General features: G+C 70.6%; 15 protein-coding genes. 8 read left to right on the forward strand and 7 right to left on the reverse strand.

Annotated elements, in window-relative coordinates:
* Positions 1 to 13: 13 nt before the first annotated feature.
* Together BLS25_RS09705 and BLS25_RS09710 are read right to left on the reverse strand one after the other, a co-directional pair.
* Positions 14 to 1,003 (reverse strand): DNA-3-methyladenine glycosylase family protein, encoded by a 990-nt coding sequence (locus tag BLS25_RS09705; protein WP_235556879.1) that lies wholly within the window; start codon positions 1,001 to 1,003, stop codon positions 14 to 16.
* A 63-nt stretch (positions 1,004 to 1,066) separates the two neighbouring features.
* Positions 1,067 to 1,789 carry a winged helix-turn-helix domain-containing protein gene (locus BLS25_RS09710; RefSeq protein WP_056224041.1) on the reverse strand — a complete coding sequence of 241 codons (723 nt, stop codon included), beginning with the start codon at positions 1,787 to 1,789 and terminating at the stop codon, positions 1,067 to 1,069.
* A gap of 435 nt (positions 1,790 to 2,224) precedes the next feature.
* On the opposite strand from BLS25_RS09710, the gene BLS25_RS09715 reads away from it, so the two are divergent.
* The 7 genes from BLS25_RS09715 (at position 2,225) to BLS25_RS09745 (ending at position 9,271) form a co-directional block, all read left to right on the forward strand.
* Positions 2,225 to 2,524 (forward strand): GNAT family N-acetyltransferase, encoded by a 300-nt coding sequence (locus tag BLS25_RS09715; RefSeq protein ID WP_056224039.1) that lies wholly within the window; start codon positions 2,225 to 2,227, stop codon positions 2,522 to 2,524.
* Between the two features lie 91 nt (positions 2,525 to 2,615).
* Positions 2,616 to 2,825 carry a hypothetical protein gene (locus tag BLS25_RS09720; RefSeq protein WP_056224037.1) on the forward strand — a complete coding sequence of 70 codons (210 nt, stop codon included), beginning with the start codon at positions 2,616 to 2,618 and terminating at the stop codon, positions 2,823 to 2,825.
* A 1-nt stretch (position 2,826) separates the two neighbouring features.
* On the forward strand, positions 2,827 to 3,144 hold the full coding sequence (locus tag BLS25_RS09725; protein WP_074695374.1) for a hypothetical protein: 318 nt from the start codon (positions 2,827 to 2,829) through the stop codon (positions 3,142 to 3,144).
* A gap of 118 nt (positions 3,145 to 3,262) precedes the next feature.
* Positions 3,263 to 4,417 carry an exonuclease SbcCD subunit D gene (locus BLS25_RS09730; protein WP_074695795.1) on the forward strand — a complete coding sequence of 385 codons (1,155 nt, stop codon included), beginning with the start codon at positions 3,263 to 3,265 and terminating at the stop codon, positions 4,415 to 4,417.
* A complete protein-coding gene (locus BLS25_RS09735) occupies positions 4,414 to 7,464 on the forward strand; it encodes an AAA family ATPase (RefSeq protein ID WP_074695376.1) in 3,051 nt (1,016 codons plus the stop codon). The genes BLS25_RS09730 and BLS25_RS09735 overlap by 4 nt, the downstream gene beginning before the upstream one ends.
* 43 nt (positions 7,465 to 7,507) lie before the next feature.
* On the forward strand, positions 7,508 to 7,690 hold the full coding sequence (locus tag BLS25_RS09740; RefSeq protein WP_056224029.1) for a hypothetical protein: 183 nt from the start codon (positions 7,508 to 7,510) through the stop codon (positions 7,688 to 7,690).
* An 81-nt stretch (positions 7,691 to 7,771) separates the two neighbouring features.
* On the forward strand, positions 7,772 to 9,271 hold the full coding sequence (locus tag BLS25_RS09745) for an MFS transporter (protein WP_256335567.1): 1,500 nt from the start codon (positions 7,772 to 7,774) through the stop codon (positions 9,269 to 9,271).
* Positions 9,272 to 9,295: 24 nt separating this feature from the next.
* On the opposite strand, the gene BLS25_RS09750 is transcribed toward BLS25_RS09745, so the two are convergent.
* From BLS25_RS09750 to BLS25_RS09760, 4 genes are all read right to left on the reverse strand, one after another.
* Positions 9,296 to 9,853: a phosphorylase family protein gene (locus BLS25_RS09750; RefSeq protein ID WP_056224028.1), complete on the reverse strand. Its 558-nt coding sequence runs from the start codon at positions 9,851 to 9,853 to the stop codon at positions 9,296 to 9,298.
* 146 nt (positions 9,854 to 9,999) lie between these two features.
* Positions 10,000 to 10,944, reverse strand: a complete 945-nt coding sequence (locus BLS25_RS09755; RefSeq protein ID WP_056224220.1) for an aldo/keto reductase — start codon at positions 10,942 to 10,944, stop codon at positions 10,000 to 10,002.
* A 75-nt stretch (positions 10,945 to 11,019) separates the two neighbouring features.
* Positions 11,020 to 11,163, reverse strand: coding sequence for a hypothetical protein (locus BLS25_RS16930; protein WP_156371548.1), 144 nt, complete (start codon positions 11,161 to 11,163; stop codon positions 11,020 to 11,022).
* The gene (locus BLS25_RS09760) at positions 11,160 to 11,357 is read right to left on the reverse strand and encodes a hypothetical protein (RefSeq protein ID WP_074695378.1); all 198 of its coding nucleotides are present in this window, start codon (positions 11,355 to 11,357) and stop codon (positions 11,160 to 11,162) included. Before BLS25_RS09760 ends, BLS25_RS16930 begins: the two co-directional genes overlap by 4 nt.
* Positions 11,358 to 11,457: 100 nt before the next feature.
* Here BLS25_RS09760 and BLS25_RS09765 point away from each other — a divergent pair, with 100 nt between their 5' ends.
* Positions 11,458 to 11,955: a DUF427 domain-containing protein gene (locus BLS25_RS09765; protein WP_074695380.1), complete on the forward strand. Its 498-nt coding sequence runs from the start codon at positions 11,458 to 11,460 to the stop codon at positions 11,953 to 11,955.
* A gap of 38 nt (positions 11,956 to 11,993) precedes the next feature.
* On the opposite strand, the gene BLS25_RS09770 is transcribed toward BLS25_RS09765, so the two are convergent.
* A complete protein-coding gene (locus BLS25_RS09770) occupies positions 11,994 to 14,054 on the reverse strand; it encodes an NAD(+) synthase (protein ID WP_056224024.1) in 2,061 nt (686 codons plus the stop codon).
* Between the last annotated feature and the right edge of the window lie 32 nt (positions 14,055 to 14,086).

Here is a 14,086-nt window from a genome sequence, read left to right on the forward strand (position 1 = left end):
CTCAGCCTAGGGGTCACCGATCGCGGTGATCCTCGGGGTGCAGGCGCGGGCCGCGGCGCGGTTCGAGCGCAGAGCCGGCATAGATCAGACGGATGACGCGCTGACGGTGCCCGGCGAACGGCTCGAGCAGCTCGAGCATGCCGTCGTCGTCGGTGCGATGCCCGGTGAGGGCGAAACCCACCTGATGGGAGAGATGGTAGTCGCCGACGCTCACGGCATCCGGATCGCCGAAAGCACGGATCCGCGTCTCGGCGCTCGTCCAGATGCCCACCCCGCGGAGGCTGATGAAGACGCGATCGCGGGCCTCGCCGTCGACGGCCGCCTCGGCGGCACGGACGATGGAGGCCCCCCGGCGCGACGTCTCGACGATGGTGCGCGACTGCGGCGGCTCGAGACCCGCGCGATGCCACGCCCACGAGGGGACGAGGCGCCATCCGTCGACGTCGGGAGGAGCGAACATCGGCCGAGGGGTCGGACCGGGAGCGCGCTCGCCGTACCAGGTGACGATGCTCCGCCAGGCGGAGAAGGCCTGCATGCTCGTGACCTTCTGCTCCATGATGGCGCTGACCAGCGCATCGAAGACGAGGTCGGTGCGGCCGATACGGAGGTCGGGGTGCCGGCGATGCCACTCGGCGACGGACGGATGCCGCGACGCGTCGAAACCGTCGGGATCGTCGTCGCGACCGCACAGCGCGGGCAGTTGGTCGAGAGCCCACTCGGCTCCCGGCCCCCACGCCGCGGCCTTGACCGCACCGCCGACGCGCATGCGCAAGGCGAGGGTGGCGACCCCGAGAGGGGTGCGACTCACCCGCCAGACGACGCCCCCGGCCGGGAGCGGCTGCGAGGCGAAGTACGTGGGGTCGTTCGCACCGTGACGCTGTGCCGCGACGGCACGGCCGATGTCGACCGGACGGGCGGGGCGGTACTCCGACTCGATCGGGTCGCCCGCGGGAGCGGCCGATTCACGCGGCGCGTGATGCGCGCGGACTCCGATCGACCTCATGCCGACACCCTACGTCCGAGCGCCGACATCGCGGCATCCGCTCCCGCAGAGCGGGAAGAGGCGTCAGAACCGGTCGGGCGAGGGGGTGCCGTGTCCGTAGCGGATCGACACGTCGGCGTGGCGGTCGAAGCGGTACCCGACGCCGCGCACGGTGCGCACGATGTCCTCGTACACGCCGAGCTTCGCGCGCAGGCGCCGCACGTGCACGTCGATGGTGCGCTCGCCCGGGGCGTCATCGTCGGTCGAGCCCTCCCAGAGGGATGCCACCAGCTCGGTGCGCTCGATCGTGCGGCCTTCGCGCAGAACGAGGTACTGCAGCAGCTCGAACTCCTTGAACGTGAACGCAGCGGACTCGCCGTCGATGAGCACGCGCTTGCGCGAGATGTCGACCACGACGCCTCCCGGCGCGCGGTCCTCTTCGGCGGGCTCGTCCTTGGTGCGTGCGATCGCCGACGGCTCGTGCAGGGCGAGACGCACCACGTCCACGTCGCGGCCACCGGACCCGACCGGGGCGAGGGCGACCGTCGCGTAGGTCTCGGCGGCGGGGGCCAGCTCGCCGAGCGTACGGCGGAGGGCTTCGACGAGAGTACCGAGGCTGACGCCGGCGGCGGCGGCCTTCGCCTCGTCGATGCCGACGTAGAGAGCGAAGCCCCGCGGGGCGGTGGTGGCGGGGGCGGCGGGGCGAGCCGCAGGGGCCGACGCTGCGGTCGCGTGGGGAGCGGCGTCGCGGGCGGCGGGACGGGCGGCGGCGGTGGAGGGGCGGTCGAGAACGGCGGAGATCGACATGAGGAGAGAATCCTTGGGTGTGTGAACCCGGGCGTCAACGAGAGCGGGGTTCGACGGGAGGGAGAGGCCGGAGGGCCGGAGTGCGGTGCCGGGGTACGCGTGATCGACGCGGACGTCAGGCGGCCGAGGGACGACGTCGGTGTTCAGAAACCGAGGTGGTCCGAGCGAGGGTCGCTGTTAGCGGCACATTCGACAACACAGCGCAACGCGGCCGGGCATCATCATGCCGGCAGTCCTGTTCGCCTCCCGGGCGGACAGAGAACGCGCGTTGAGAGTCATGGGGGGATTATGACGCAGCGTGTCCGACCTCGTCAAATCGGCATGGATGCCGTCAGGGGCGCGCATCATGCTCAGTTTCGCGGCCTCCCGGGCCGTCGCACCGTGCACTCTGCCGCGACGGAGCCCGTCCATCGAGGGCGGCGTAGCCTCTCCGTCATGGCTGACCTGCTTTTCGCCGACGACAAGACCGCGTCCCGCTACACGTTGCACGATGGAGACGACCTCGTCTCGGTCCTCGATTATCGCGACGACGGGCGCACGGTCGCCCTGACTCGCGCCTTCACCATCCCCACCTTCCGCGGACACGGCTACGCCGCCGTGATCACCGAGCGCGCGGTGGACGCGATCGAGGCGGCGGGCGACCGCGAGATCCTGCCCGTGTGCTGGTACGTGGGGGAGTGGTTCGAAGCCCACCCCGAGCGGGCGGCCATCCTGCACCAGCGACCCGCCTCCTGAACCGAGCGCCTACGCAGACCGCGTCCGGCCGTCAACCCCTGCCGGGTCCTCCGCCCGCCCGACGAAGCTGGTCGGGTCGAAAGGGGAAGTCATGACAGACGACCGCGACCTGCCCGAGGGTGTCATCAACGCCGACCCTCCCGGTGGGTGGGAGAGCGGCGCCGTCGCCGACGGTGAGACCGCAGAGCAGAACGAGCACGCGAAGGGCTCGCCGCGCCTCAACGACGCGGAGCCCTCGGACCCCATCGAGGGGGATGCCGCCAGCCAGGGCATCGACCCCGACCTGAGCACGGAGGACTGACATGACGGATGAGACTCGGGCGCCCCAGCCCACCAGCGGTCCCGACGGGGGAGCAGACGCCGCGGACTCGGTCGGCGGCGCTGTGCACCGCGATCGCAAGATCTCGCGACCCGACGAGCAGTCCGAACCGGCCATGGACACCCACCCGACCGACGACGAGGCCCGCATCGCCGGCGTCGTCGTGCAGACGCGCGCCGACGTCGGCGACAAGAGCGAGGAGCGCATCGCCGACGTGCTGCGTCAGCGTTTCCGCGACATCGGCCTCGACCTGGGCGACGACCGCATCCGCGCCCTGGCCGCGGAGGTCTCGGGCTCCTGATCCCTCGAGAACGCCCCGCCCCGGAAAGACCCGGCGGCGGGGCTTTTCCGTGGGACGAACCCGTCGGGTCGGGCGTTTGCTGCGAGCCGATGTCGGAGGTGCGACGTACCGTGTCTGCATGCGGATCCTGCACACCTCCGACTGGCACATCGGGCGCTCCTTCCACGGGCACTCGACCCTCGATGCGCTGAGCGGCGTCCTCGACGCCCTCGTCGCGCAGGTGCGCGAGAACTCCGTCGACGTGGTGATCGTCGCGGGCGACGTCTTCGATTCCGCGGCCCCCTCGGCGGCCTGTTATCCGGTCTTGACGTCGACCCTGGCGTCGCTGGCGGCCGCCGGAGCGCGTGTCATCGTCACGAGCGGCAACCACGACTCGGCTGCCCGTCTCGGCTTCCAGTCCGCTCTGTTGCGCGACGAGATCACGGTCGTCACCGCCCCCCACGCCGTGGGTACCCCGGTGACCATCGACGACGAGCACGGCTCCGTGCACTTCTACGGCATCCCGTACCTCGAGCCCGCCATCGTGCGCCACCTCTGGGAGGGCGTCGAACTGCGCAGCCAGGCACAGACCATGCAGCACGCCCTCGACCTCGTCCGCGCCGACCTCGCCGAGCGCGGTGGGCGTTCGGTGGTGGCGGCTCATTGCTTCGCCGCAGGCGTCGACGCGACGCCGGGGGTGGAGCGCGAGATCCGCCAGGGGGGTCTCGACGTGGTTCCGCTTTCCGCCTTCGACGGGCCCGATTACGTCGCCCTCGGACACATCCACGGCCGCCAGCAGATCTCCACCCGCGTCCGATACGCCGGAGCGCCGGTGCACTACAGCTTCGGTGAGGCGGGCAAACCGCGCGGATCCTGGTTGGTGGATCTCGACGCCGACGGGCTCGCGAACGTGACCTGGCTCGACCTGCCCGTTCTCCGCCCGCTCGTCACCCTCCGTGCCCCCCTCGACGACCTCCTGACCGACGATCGCTTCGCCGACTTCCACGAGCACTGGGTGCGCGCCGAGTACACCGACTCCACTCCACAGCCCGATCCCATGCGCCGGCTGCAGGCGCGCTTCCCGTGGTGCGCCACGGTCGTCCACCTCCCCGCTCAGACCCTGCCCGACGACGGGTCGGGGTACGCCCGACGGGTGCGGTCCGCGCGCGACGACGGCGAGGTCATCGACACCTTCCTCGCCCACGTCCGCGAGGGAGAAGGGGCCTCCGAGGCCGAGCGCGCCCTCATCCGCGAGGTGCTCGACGGCCGGTCCGTCGCGGAGGCCACGGCGTGAAGCTCCACAGCCTCGTCCTCGAGGGGTTCGGGCCGTTCCTCGAGGCGCAGACCGTCGACTTCGACGTGTTCACCGCTGACGGCATCTTCCTCATCACGGGACGCACCGGAGCCGGTAAGTCGAGCGTGCTCGACGGGGTCTGCTACGCCCTGTACGGGGGCGTTCCGCGGTACGACGGTGCGGAGCGCCGCCTGCGCAGCGACCATTGCGAGCCCGACGACCCGACCCGCGTGACACTGGAGTTCAGCGCCGAGGGCGAGCGCTGGCGCATCACTCGGTCTCCGGAGTTCGAGCGGCCGAAGCGACGCGGGGGAGGGACGACGAAAGAGCCTCATCGGGCGCTGCTCGAGGTCCTCGCTCCCGAAGGGTGGACGGGCGTGGCCGCGCGTCCGGTCGATGTCGCCGCTCGTCTCGACGAGATCCTCGGTCTGACCCAGCAGCAGTTCCTCCAGGTCATCCTGTTGGCGCAGAACCGCTTCGCGCGCTTCCTCCTCGCCAAGAACGACGAACGACTGAGCCTGCTTCGAACGTTGTTCGGTACCCGGTCCTTCGAGCAGTACGCGACCGATCTCGACGAACGCCGCAAGCGCGCGTCCGAGCGTCTCGCCACCGAGGGCGTCGAGGTCGCGACCCTCCTCGACGAAGCCGAGCGTCTCGCCCTCGAGCTCGACGCCGAGGCCTCGACGGTCGGCGCGGTCGAAGGTGAATCGGACGCGGGTGCAGCGCTCGGAGTCGGCGAACGTGTCGCCCGCGTCGTGCGAGCGGTGGAACGCGCCGACTACCGCGTCGAGTCGGCTGCGCGCGAACGCGACGACAGCAACGCGCGTCTCGATCGGGCGTTGATCGCCGAGCGCGAAGCGACCGCCCTCACCGAGCGGCAACACGATCGCGCACGTCTTCGCGCTCGCCTGACGGCCCTCGAGGCGGACGACGCCCGGATGTCCGACGCGCGCGATGAGTCTTCCGCCGCGGCCGAGGCCGAGACCCTCCGCGGCGCGATCGAGGCGGCCGAGTCGGCGCGCAGGGGGCTCGCCTCCGCCCGGGACCGCTCCCGCGCCGCGATCGAGAAGGCCCGTCGGCTCGGCGAGCCGGTCGGCTCCGCGTCGTCCCTCGAGGTCGGCGTCGACCGGGCAGAGCTCGTCGCCCGCGACGACGAGATCACCGCCCTGCTCGCCCGGGGCGAGTCGGCACTCGCCGCCGAGGTCGAACTTGACGAGCTCGTCGCCGAAGCCGACCGGTTCACCGCGCTCCTCGCCCGCACCACCGCGGATCGGGACGCGTTGATCGACGGGCGACTCGAGGTTCCGGAGCTTCTGCGCGGCCTCGATGAGCGACTCATGCGACTGGCCGGAGCGGAGACCCGGAAGTCGACCGCGGCGACCGCGCGAGACGACGTGATTCGCCGGCTCGAGGCCGCGCGCCGCGCCGCGGCCCTGCTCGAGGAACGCGAACGGGCGGATCTGGCGGCTCTCGTCCGTGCCGACGAGGTGCAGCGTGCCGTCGACGCCTGGACCGCCCTTCTCCGCCGTCGTCTCGCGGGTGCCGCCGTCGAGCTGGCCCACGATCTGGTCGACGGCGAACCGTGCGCCGTGTGCGGAGCGCGCGAGCATCCGCACCCCGCGCGCGGTGACGATGCTCCCGTGTCCGACGACGAGATCAACGCCGCCGAAGATCGCAAGAACGTCGCCGTCGAGCAGGACCGACTCGCCTCCGACGCCGCGCGCGTCGCGCGTGACGCGCACACGCTGGCCGCAGCTCTCGCGGGCGGAGAGAGCGTCGAGGTCCTCGAGGAGCGTCTGGCCCAGACGGAAGAGGCCCTCACCTCGGCTGAGGCCGAGGTCGACGAGCACGAGCGCGTGCAGGAGGAACGGGCGCGGGTGGCAGAACTCGATGCGTCGATCGCCGAGCGTATCGACGGCCTCTCGGAGAAGCTCGCGAACACCCGCCAGTCCCTCGCGCTCACCGAGCAGCGGATCGAGATCCTGCGCGTCGAGGTCGCCGCGGCGCGCGGAGATTCCGACAGCGTGGCCGAGCGGCAGCGCGACCTTCGCTCCCGACGAGAAGTGGTGCGCGAGCTCGTCGCCGCGCAGGATCTGCTCGAGACCGCGATCGCGCATGAGAGCGAGACCGCAGCGATCGTCGCGGGCCTCGTGGCCGACAGCCCGTTCGCAGACGTCGAGGCCGTGACCCGGGCTCTCCGGCCGGCGTCGGAGCGGCACCGCCTCGACACGGCGATCGCGGAGCACGACGCGGCGGTCGCCTCCGTCCGCCAGCGATTGCTGGATCTCGAGTTGCTCCTCGTCGACGCCCCCGACGAGCCCGTCGACCTGGCTCCGTTCGCGCTCGCCGTCGCCGAGGCGCGTGAGGCCGTCCAGCGTTCGTCCGCGGCGCACGCCTCGGCTCGCGCGCTGGCCGACCGTCTGAGGGGCCTCTCGCAGCGCGCCGACGCCGGGCACACGGCGGTGGCGGCGCTCTCCGACGAGCACGCCGTGATCGCCCGCCTCGCCGACACCGTGGCCGGGCGCGCTCCGAACACGCGTCGGATGACGCTCGAGACCTTCGTGCTCGCGGCCGAGCTCGAAGAGATCGTGGCCGCGGCCAATCTGCGGCTCGACCACATGTCGTCCGGCCGGTACCGCTTGCAGCACAGCGACGCCCTGGCCGCCCGAGGTGCCGCGAGCGGGTTGGGCCTCGAGGTGGTCGACGCCTTCACCGGGCAGAGTCGCCCCCCGCAGTCGCTGTCGGGCGGCGAGACGTTCCTCACGTCGCTCGCGCTGGCTCTCGGCTTGGCCGAGGTGGTCACGGCGAGAGCGGGCGGCATCCGGCTCGACACGCTCTTCATCGACGAGGGATTCGGATCGCTCGACGACGACACCCTCGACCTCGCCATGAGAACGCTCGACGAACTGCGGCAGGGAGGCCGAACAGTCGGAGTCATCAGTCATGTCGCGGCCATGAAGGACCAGCTGCCCGCTCAGCTGCACGTCACCGCGACGACCCGAGGCCCGAGTGTGATCCGACAGGGGGTGGGTGCGACTGTCGGCTGAGAGCACGGCCGGCAGCCCCGGTCCCCGGTTCTAGGCTGGACGCATGCGCAAAAGCACCCTCTGGACCATCCTCGGCGTCGTCGTCGCCGTGATCATCGCGTGGGTGCTCGTGAACATCCTGTTCTCGCTCATCGCCTTCGCCTTCCGCCTCCTCGCCGTCGCGGTCGTCGCCGTGATCGTGTTCTTCGTGTTGCGCGCGGTCTTCGCCCGCCGCGACGTCGACTGACCCCCGCGTCCGCAGAGGACGAGATGCCCCCGCGCGCAAGCCCGGGTCCGGTGTCCGACCCCCGGAGTACCGTCGGCGTCGATGACTCCTCCCTCTGCGCCCACGGATTCCGCCCATCCCCCCACGCGTGACATCGTGCTGTCGCCGCGGCATCGGTGGCGTGCCTACTGGGTCGCGGTCGCGGTCGCGGCGCTGACGATCCTCGACCTCACGAAGGTCAACGTCGCACTCCCCTCGATCGAGGCGGCACTGAACGCCGGCCCGACCGAGTTGCAGCTCGTGGTCTCGGGCTACATCCTGACCTTCGGCCTCGTACTCGTGCCGGCCGGACGCCTGGGCGACCTCCGCTCTCGGCGGATGCTCTTCCTCGTCGGCCTGTCACTGTTCCTCGTGACGAGCCTGGCCTGCGCGCTCGCGCCGAACACCACCGTGCTTCTGGCCGCTCGCCTTCTGCAGGGCGTCGCGGCCGGCATCCAGATGCCCCAGGTGCTCGGGCTCGTCCAGCAGTTGTTCCAGGGCAAAGAGCGAGGCCGCGCGTTCGGGCTCTTCGGTGCCACGATCGGCATCGCGACCGCCTTCGGTCCGACCCTGGGCGGTCTGCTCATCGCCATCGGCGGCGACACCGACGGCTGGCGGCTCATCTTCTGGATCAACGTCCCGCTCGTCGCGATCGTCATCGCCCTGGCGGCGTGGCTGCTTCCCGACACGCGCACCAAATCGCACCGCAAGCTCGATCTCGACCCGGTCGGCGTCGTACTGTTCGCGTTGACGATCCTGTCGTTGATGTGGCCGTTCCTGTTCACGACGGGCAGCCCCGACGACAACCCGCACCGCTGGTGGTTCCTCGTGGCGTCTGTCGTGTTCGCCGCGGGTTTCGTCTTCTGGGAACGGCGATATGCGGAGCGCGGCCGGATGCCGCTCATGCCGTTCTCGATCTTCTCCCTCTCGTCCTACCGCAACGGCGTGCTCATCTCGACCGCCTACTTCTCGGCCGTTCCCGCGATGTTCCTTCTCGGCACCCTGTTCCTCCAGGGAGGACTCGGCCTCGAACCCGTGTTCGCGGGAATGGTCACGATCGGCTTCGCCGTGGCATCCGCGGGGAGCTCGTGGATCGGCGGCAACCTCGTCACTCGACTGGGGCGCCCCCTTGTCGTCTGGGGGATCCTGGGCATGGTCGCCACCGCCGGTGGGCTCGTCCTGGTCGCCCTCTTCACCGACCCCGGGTGGACCCCCTGGGCGATGGCGGCGGTCATGACGTTCGGCGGTTTCGCCGGTGGACTCGTCATCTCGCCGAACCAGACGCTCACCCTCGCCGACATCCCGGTCAAGAGCGGCGGCGTCGCCGGATCCGTCGGCCAGCTGGGGCAGCGCATCGGCACGGCCGTGGGCACGGCCATCGCCCTCGCCCTGTTCTACGCGACGGTCTATCGCGAGCAGGGCAGCATAGACGACATGGCCGTGCTGTACCACGACGCCTACGCGTCGGGCATGATCACGGTCGGCGTCTTCCTGGCGCTCGCGCTCGTCGTAGGGGTCACCGACCTCGCGGGTCGAGCGCGTTCGGGCTCGCAGACGCCCTGAGCGCAGGCGGCGTCGCGGTCGCGCTCAGACGCCGTAGCGGGTGCGGATCTCAGCGCGGAGCTCGTGACTGCACCGTTCCACGACATCGTCCCAGAGTTCGGTCGCGCCGTCCTGTGCGCGGTCCGACACGGCACGGAGGATGCGAATGGGCACACCGAACTGCTGCGCTACCCAGATGAGCGCGTAGGACTCCATGTCGACGAGACTCCCGCCGAGGCCACGGATGAGTCGCACGGTCTCGGCATCGTCGACGAAATGGTCTCCTGTGGCGATGACCATGCCCTCGTGACCGGTCTCGACGCGAGCGGGGAGCGAAACGTGCTCGCCGAAGGCGCCGTCGAGGCCCTTCACGTCGTGCTGGATCGCCGCGGCGATGTCGTAGATGCCGCCCTGGACGTCGTCGTCGATCGCTCCGGCGGTTCCGACGACGACGATCTCGTCGTAATCGCCCGCGCACAGGGCCCGCGTCAATGCGTAGGCGGCCGGGATCTTGCCCACTCCGGTGAGCAGGCGCTCGAACCCGGTGATCTCCGCCTCGAAGGCGATGAGTTCGGACGCATGGGCGGCGACGAGGAGCTTCACCCCACCATTGTCGCCGACGCCGCCGCGCGTTCGCGCCGCCTGCCTGCGCGACCTGCCCGCGCGACGAAACGCCCGCCGCACCGGAACACGCACCGTGGGTGCGCTCCGCGTGCGGCGGGCGTTCAGTCGAGGGAGAGAGTCGTCACTCAGCCCTGTGCGGGCTCGGATGCGGCCGACAGGTGCGCGAGCTCGTCGCTCGTCAACTCGAGCGATGCGCTGGCGAGCAGGTCGGCGACCTGCTCCACCTTGGAGGCGCTCGCGATGGGGGCGGCCACGGTGGGCTGCAGGCGCAGCCAGGCCAGCGCCGTCGCCGCGATGGAGGAACCGTGCGCGTCACCGACCTCTTCAAGGGCGTCGATCAGCTTGAGCCCTGCGGGAGTGGCGAGTTTCGCCGCACCCTCCGCGCGAGGCGAATCGCCCGTGGCATCCGCCGAGCGGTACTTGCCGGTGAGGAACCCGCTGGCGAGGGCGTAGTACGGCACGAGCGACATGCCGTACTGCTCGGCGACGGGCACGATGTCGCTCTCGACCTCGGTGCGGTGCACGAGGTTGTAGTGCGGCTGGATCGCGACCGGCAGGTCGGCGCCGGCGGCCTCGGCGAGCGAGATCCACTCGCGGATACGGGCCGCGGTGTAGTTCGACACCGCGACGTAGCGCACGAGCCCGTCCGTCACGAGATCGGCGAAACCGGCCACGGTCTCTTCGAGCGGGGTGTCGGCGTCGTCGAAGTGCGCGTAGTACAGGTCGATCGTGTCGACGCCGAGACGCGCCAGCGACGCCTCCGCAGCGGCACGGATGTTCTTCGCGCTCAGCCCGCGGAACTGAGGGTGCTGGCTGACCTTCGTCGCCACGACGACGTTCTCGGGCTTGCGCGAGGCGAGCCACTCGCCGATGAGGGTCTCGCTCTCACCGCCCGAGTTGCCGGGCACCCAGGCGCTGTAGGCGTCGGCGGTGTCGATGAAGTCGCCCCCACCGGAGTGGAACGCGTCGAGAACGGCGAACGAGGTGTCGCGGTCCGCGGTCCAGCCGAAGACGTTGCCGCCCAGGGAGAGGGGGAGGATGTCGAGGTCGCTGCGTCCGATACGCGTCATGATGCCCTTCCTGTCGAAATCGGTGACGTGGAGGTCAACGATCACCGTCGGAGGGCATTCCCGCGACGCGCCGGTTCAGCTGCCTCCGGACAGGATGCCGATCAGGCCGCTGATGAGCAGCCACAGGCCGATGCCCGCGCCGGCGATCCAGATGACGACGGTGCCCGCCGGGTACTTCTTCTTCCCGTCGGAGCCGCCGGGGGTCTCGGGGGCGCTCACGAGCGCACCATCATGACGATCGAGACGATGAGCACGGCGAGTCCTCCGATGACGGCGATGGCGGCGATGATGGGTCCTCCGCCGGTCAGGTAGGCGGCGACACCCAGGGCGAGGAAGAGCACGGCCAGCACGATGCCGACGATCTGGTAGACGCGATATCGCCGGCCGTCGTGCGTGGTCTTCTGTTCGCTCACGGTGCCCCCTCGGTCACCAGGCTACCGAAAAGCTGTGCGCCTCCTGAGCCGGTATGCGGGGAATCGCCCGAGTATGCGGATCGCGGCGTACCGTGGGCGCATGGCGCGTCCCGTACCCGACCCCGTTCGTCCCGGCCAGGAATCCGTGTGGGACTACCCCCGCCCACCGCGCGTGGAGCGCGTCCGCAAGCGCGTGCAGATCGACTTCGGCGGCGTGCGGATCGCCGATACCGATGACGTCGTCCGTGTGGTCGAGACCAGCCATCCGCCGGTGTACTACGTGCCCATCGTGGCGTTCGGCGATGCGCTGACCCTCGGTGAGGGCGCGTCGTTCTGCGAGTTCAAGGGGGGAGCCCGGTACTTCGATGTCCACGGGGGTGGGGGAGCGGTCGCCGCTCGCGCCGCCTGGAACTATCCGCACCCCATGCCCGGGTACGAGATCCTCGAAGACCGGGTCGCCGTGTACGCGGGCCCGATGGATCGCGTCGTGCTGGGCGGCGAGACGGTCGAACCGCAGCCGGGCGGCTTCTACGGCGGGTGGGTGACGAGCGACCTCGCGGGCCCGTTCAAGGGCGTTCCGGGGTCGATGGGCTGGTAGGGCCCGTCAGCGGGTGGGGTCGCGCGCGGACCGCGGGCTCACTCGCTCCGGAACGCCTCCGGCACGGCCGCGTGCAGGTCGGCCAGCCACACGCGGGCGTTGCCGTCGGAGGGTGCACGCCAGTCGCCGCGCGGCGACAGCGAGCCCGCGGGCGACACCTTGGGTCCGTTCGGAATCGCGGTGCGCTTGAACTGCGCGAAGCCGAAGAACCGCTTCAGGAACACCTCGAGCCACTTCGCCACGGTGACGAGGTCGTACACCGGTCGCCCTGCCTCGGGGTAGCCGGGGGGCCAGGCGCCGGCATCCCGATCGCTCCAGGCGTGAGCCGCGAGGAAGGCGATCTTGGACGGTCGGAAGCCGAAGCGCAGCACGTGGTAAAGCGTGAAATCGTGCAGGTTGTACGGGCCGATACGGTCCTCGGTGGACTGCATCCGGCCGTCCTGGCCGGCGGGCACCAGCTCGGGACTGATCTCGGTGTCGAGCACGGACTGGAGCACGTCGACGGTCTCATCGCTGAGCTCGCCTGAGGAGATCACCCAGCGGATGAGGTGCTGGATGAGCGTCTTGGGGACGCCGGGGTTCACCGAGTAGTGGCTCATCTGGTCGCCCACGCCGTACGTGGACCACCCGAGGGCGATCTCGGACAGGTCGCCGGTGCCGACGACGATCCCGTTGTTCTGGTTCGCCAGACGGAACAGGTAGTCGGTGCGGAGCCCCGCCTGGACGTTCTCGAACGTGACGTCGTGGACGGGCTGCCCCGCCGCGAAGGGGTGTCCCATGCGCGAGAGCATCTCGGTCGCCGCCGGGCGGATGTCGATCTCTTCGATCGAGGCGCCGACGGCTTCGGCGAGGGCGATCGCGTTGCGCTTGGTCTTCTCGCTCGTGGCGAACCCGGGCAGCGTATAGGTGAGGATGTCGCTGCGCGGACGCCCCATCCGGTCCATGGCGCGGGCGATCACGAGCAGCGCGTGCGTGGAGTCGAGTCCGCCGCTCACACCGAGAACCGGACGCGGGTCGCCGATGGCCCGGAGCCGCTGCACGAGGCCCGACACCTGGATGTTGAACGCCTCGTAGCAGTCCTGTGCGAGGCGAGCCGGATCGTCGGGGACGAAGGGGAAGCGATCGACCGCGCGGCGCAGACCGAGGTCGGTCGCGGGCGGGGCGAGCTCGAACGACACCGTCCGGAACGCGGGGCCGGTCGTGCGGCGGTTGTCGTCGAATGTGCCCTGCCGCAGGCGATCCTGTCGCAGACGGTCCAGGTCGACGTCGGCGACGCTGCGCCGTGGTCCGTCGGGGAAGCGCTCGGTCGTGGCGAGCAGGTGCCCGCCCTCGTAGATCATGGTCTGGCCGTCCCATGAGACGTCGTTGGTCGATTCGCCCTGACCCGCGGCCGCGTAGACGTAGGCCGCGAGGCACCGCATGGACTGCGACTGCGACAGCAGGTTCCGATCGTCGGCACGCCCGATCGTGATGGGACTGCCCGATAGGTTGGCGAGCACCGTCGCCCCTGCGAGCGCCGCCCCCGAGGACGGCGGGATCGGCACCCAGACGTCTTCGCACACCTCGGCGTGCAGGGTGAGACCGGGTACGTCGGCCGCCTCGAACAGCAGGTCGGGTCCGAACGGCACCGTCTCGCCGGCGACGCGGATGTGCTGACCGACCTGGTCGTCTCCGCGCGCGTACCAGCGGTGCTCGTAGAACTCGCGATAGGTGGGCAGGTACGCCTTGGGAGCCACGCCGAGCACCCGACCGCGGTGGATCACGACCGCGCAGTTGAACAGGCGGTTGCCGTGGCGCAGCGGCGCGCCGACGAGGAGCACCGGAAGAAGATCGGCGGATGCCAGCACCAGGCGCTCGAGAGCGGTTTCAACGGCATCGAGGAGGGGATCCTGCATGACGAGGTCGTCGATCGCGTAGCCGGTGAGGCACAGCTCGGGGAAGACGGCGACGGCGACGCCCTCAGCGTCGCACGCGCGCGCGGAGTCGAGCACGGCGTCGGCATTGGCGGCGGGGTCGGCGACCGCGACGGGAATCGTGCACGCCGCGACGCGCGCGAACCCGTGCCGGTACACGTTCTCGAACGGCAGGTCGGTGATCACCCCCTCAGTCTGTCAGCACGGTCCGACACCGG

This window comes from Microbacterium testaceum StLB037, from assembly GCF_900104345.1.
GTDB lineage: Bacteria > Actinomycetota > Actinomycetes > Actinomycetales > Microbacteriaceae > Microbacterium > Microbacterium testaceum_A.

What these genes read in the sequence shown, in the direction of transcription:
- BLS25_RS09705 (WP_235556879.1), bottom strand. Translation starts at nt 1,003, where the DNA reads ATGAGGTCGATCGGAGTCCGCGCGCATCACGCGCCGCGTGAATCGGCC.
- BLS25_RS09710 (WP_056224041.1), bottom strand. Translation starts at nt 1,789, where the DNA reads ATGTCGATCTCCGCCGTTCTCGACCGCCCCTCCACCGCCGCCGCCCGT.
- BLS25_RS09715 (WP_056224039.1), top strand. Translation starts at nt 2,225, where the DNA reads ATGGCTGACCTGCTTTTCGCCGACGACAAGACCGCGTCCCGCTACACG.
- BLS25_RS09720 (WP_056224037.1), top strand. Translation starts at nt 2,616, where the DNA reads ATGACAGACGACCGCGACCTGCCCGAGGGTGTCATCAACGCCGACCCT.
- BLS25_RS09725 (WP_074695374.1), top strand. Translation starts at nt 2,827, where the DNA reads ATGACGGATGAGACTCGGGCGCCCCAGCCCACCAGCGGTCCCGACGGG.
- BLS25_RS09730 (WP_074695795.1), top strand. Translation starts at nt 3,263, where the DNA reads ATGCGGATCCTGCACACCTCCGACTGGCACATCGGGCGCTCCTTCCAC.
- BLS25_RS09740 (WP_056224029.1), top strand. Translation starts at nt 7,508, where the DNA reads ATGCGCAAAAGCACCCTCTGGACCATCCTCGGCGTCGTCGTCGCCGTG.
- BLS25_RS09745 (WP_256335567.1), top strand. Translation starts at nt 7,772, where the DNA reads ATGACTCCTCCCTCTGCGCCCACGGATTCCGCCCATCCCCCCACGCGT.
- BLS25_RS09755 (WP_056224220.1), bottom strand. Translation starts at nt 10,944, where the DNA reads ATGACGCGTATCGGACGCAGCGACCTCGACATCCTCCCCCTCTCCCTG.
- BLS25_RS09765 (WP_074695380.1), top strand. Translation starts at nt 11,458, where the DNA reads ATGGCGCGTCCCGTACCCGACCCCGTTCGTCCCGGCCAGGAATCCGTG.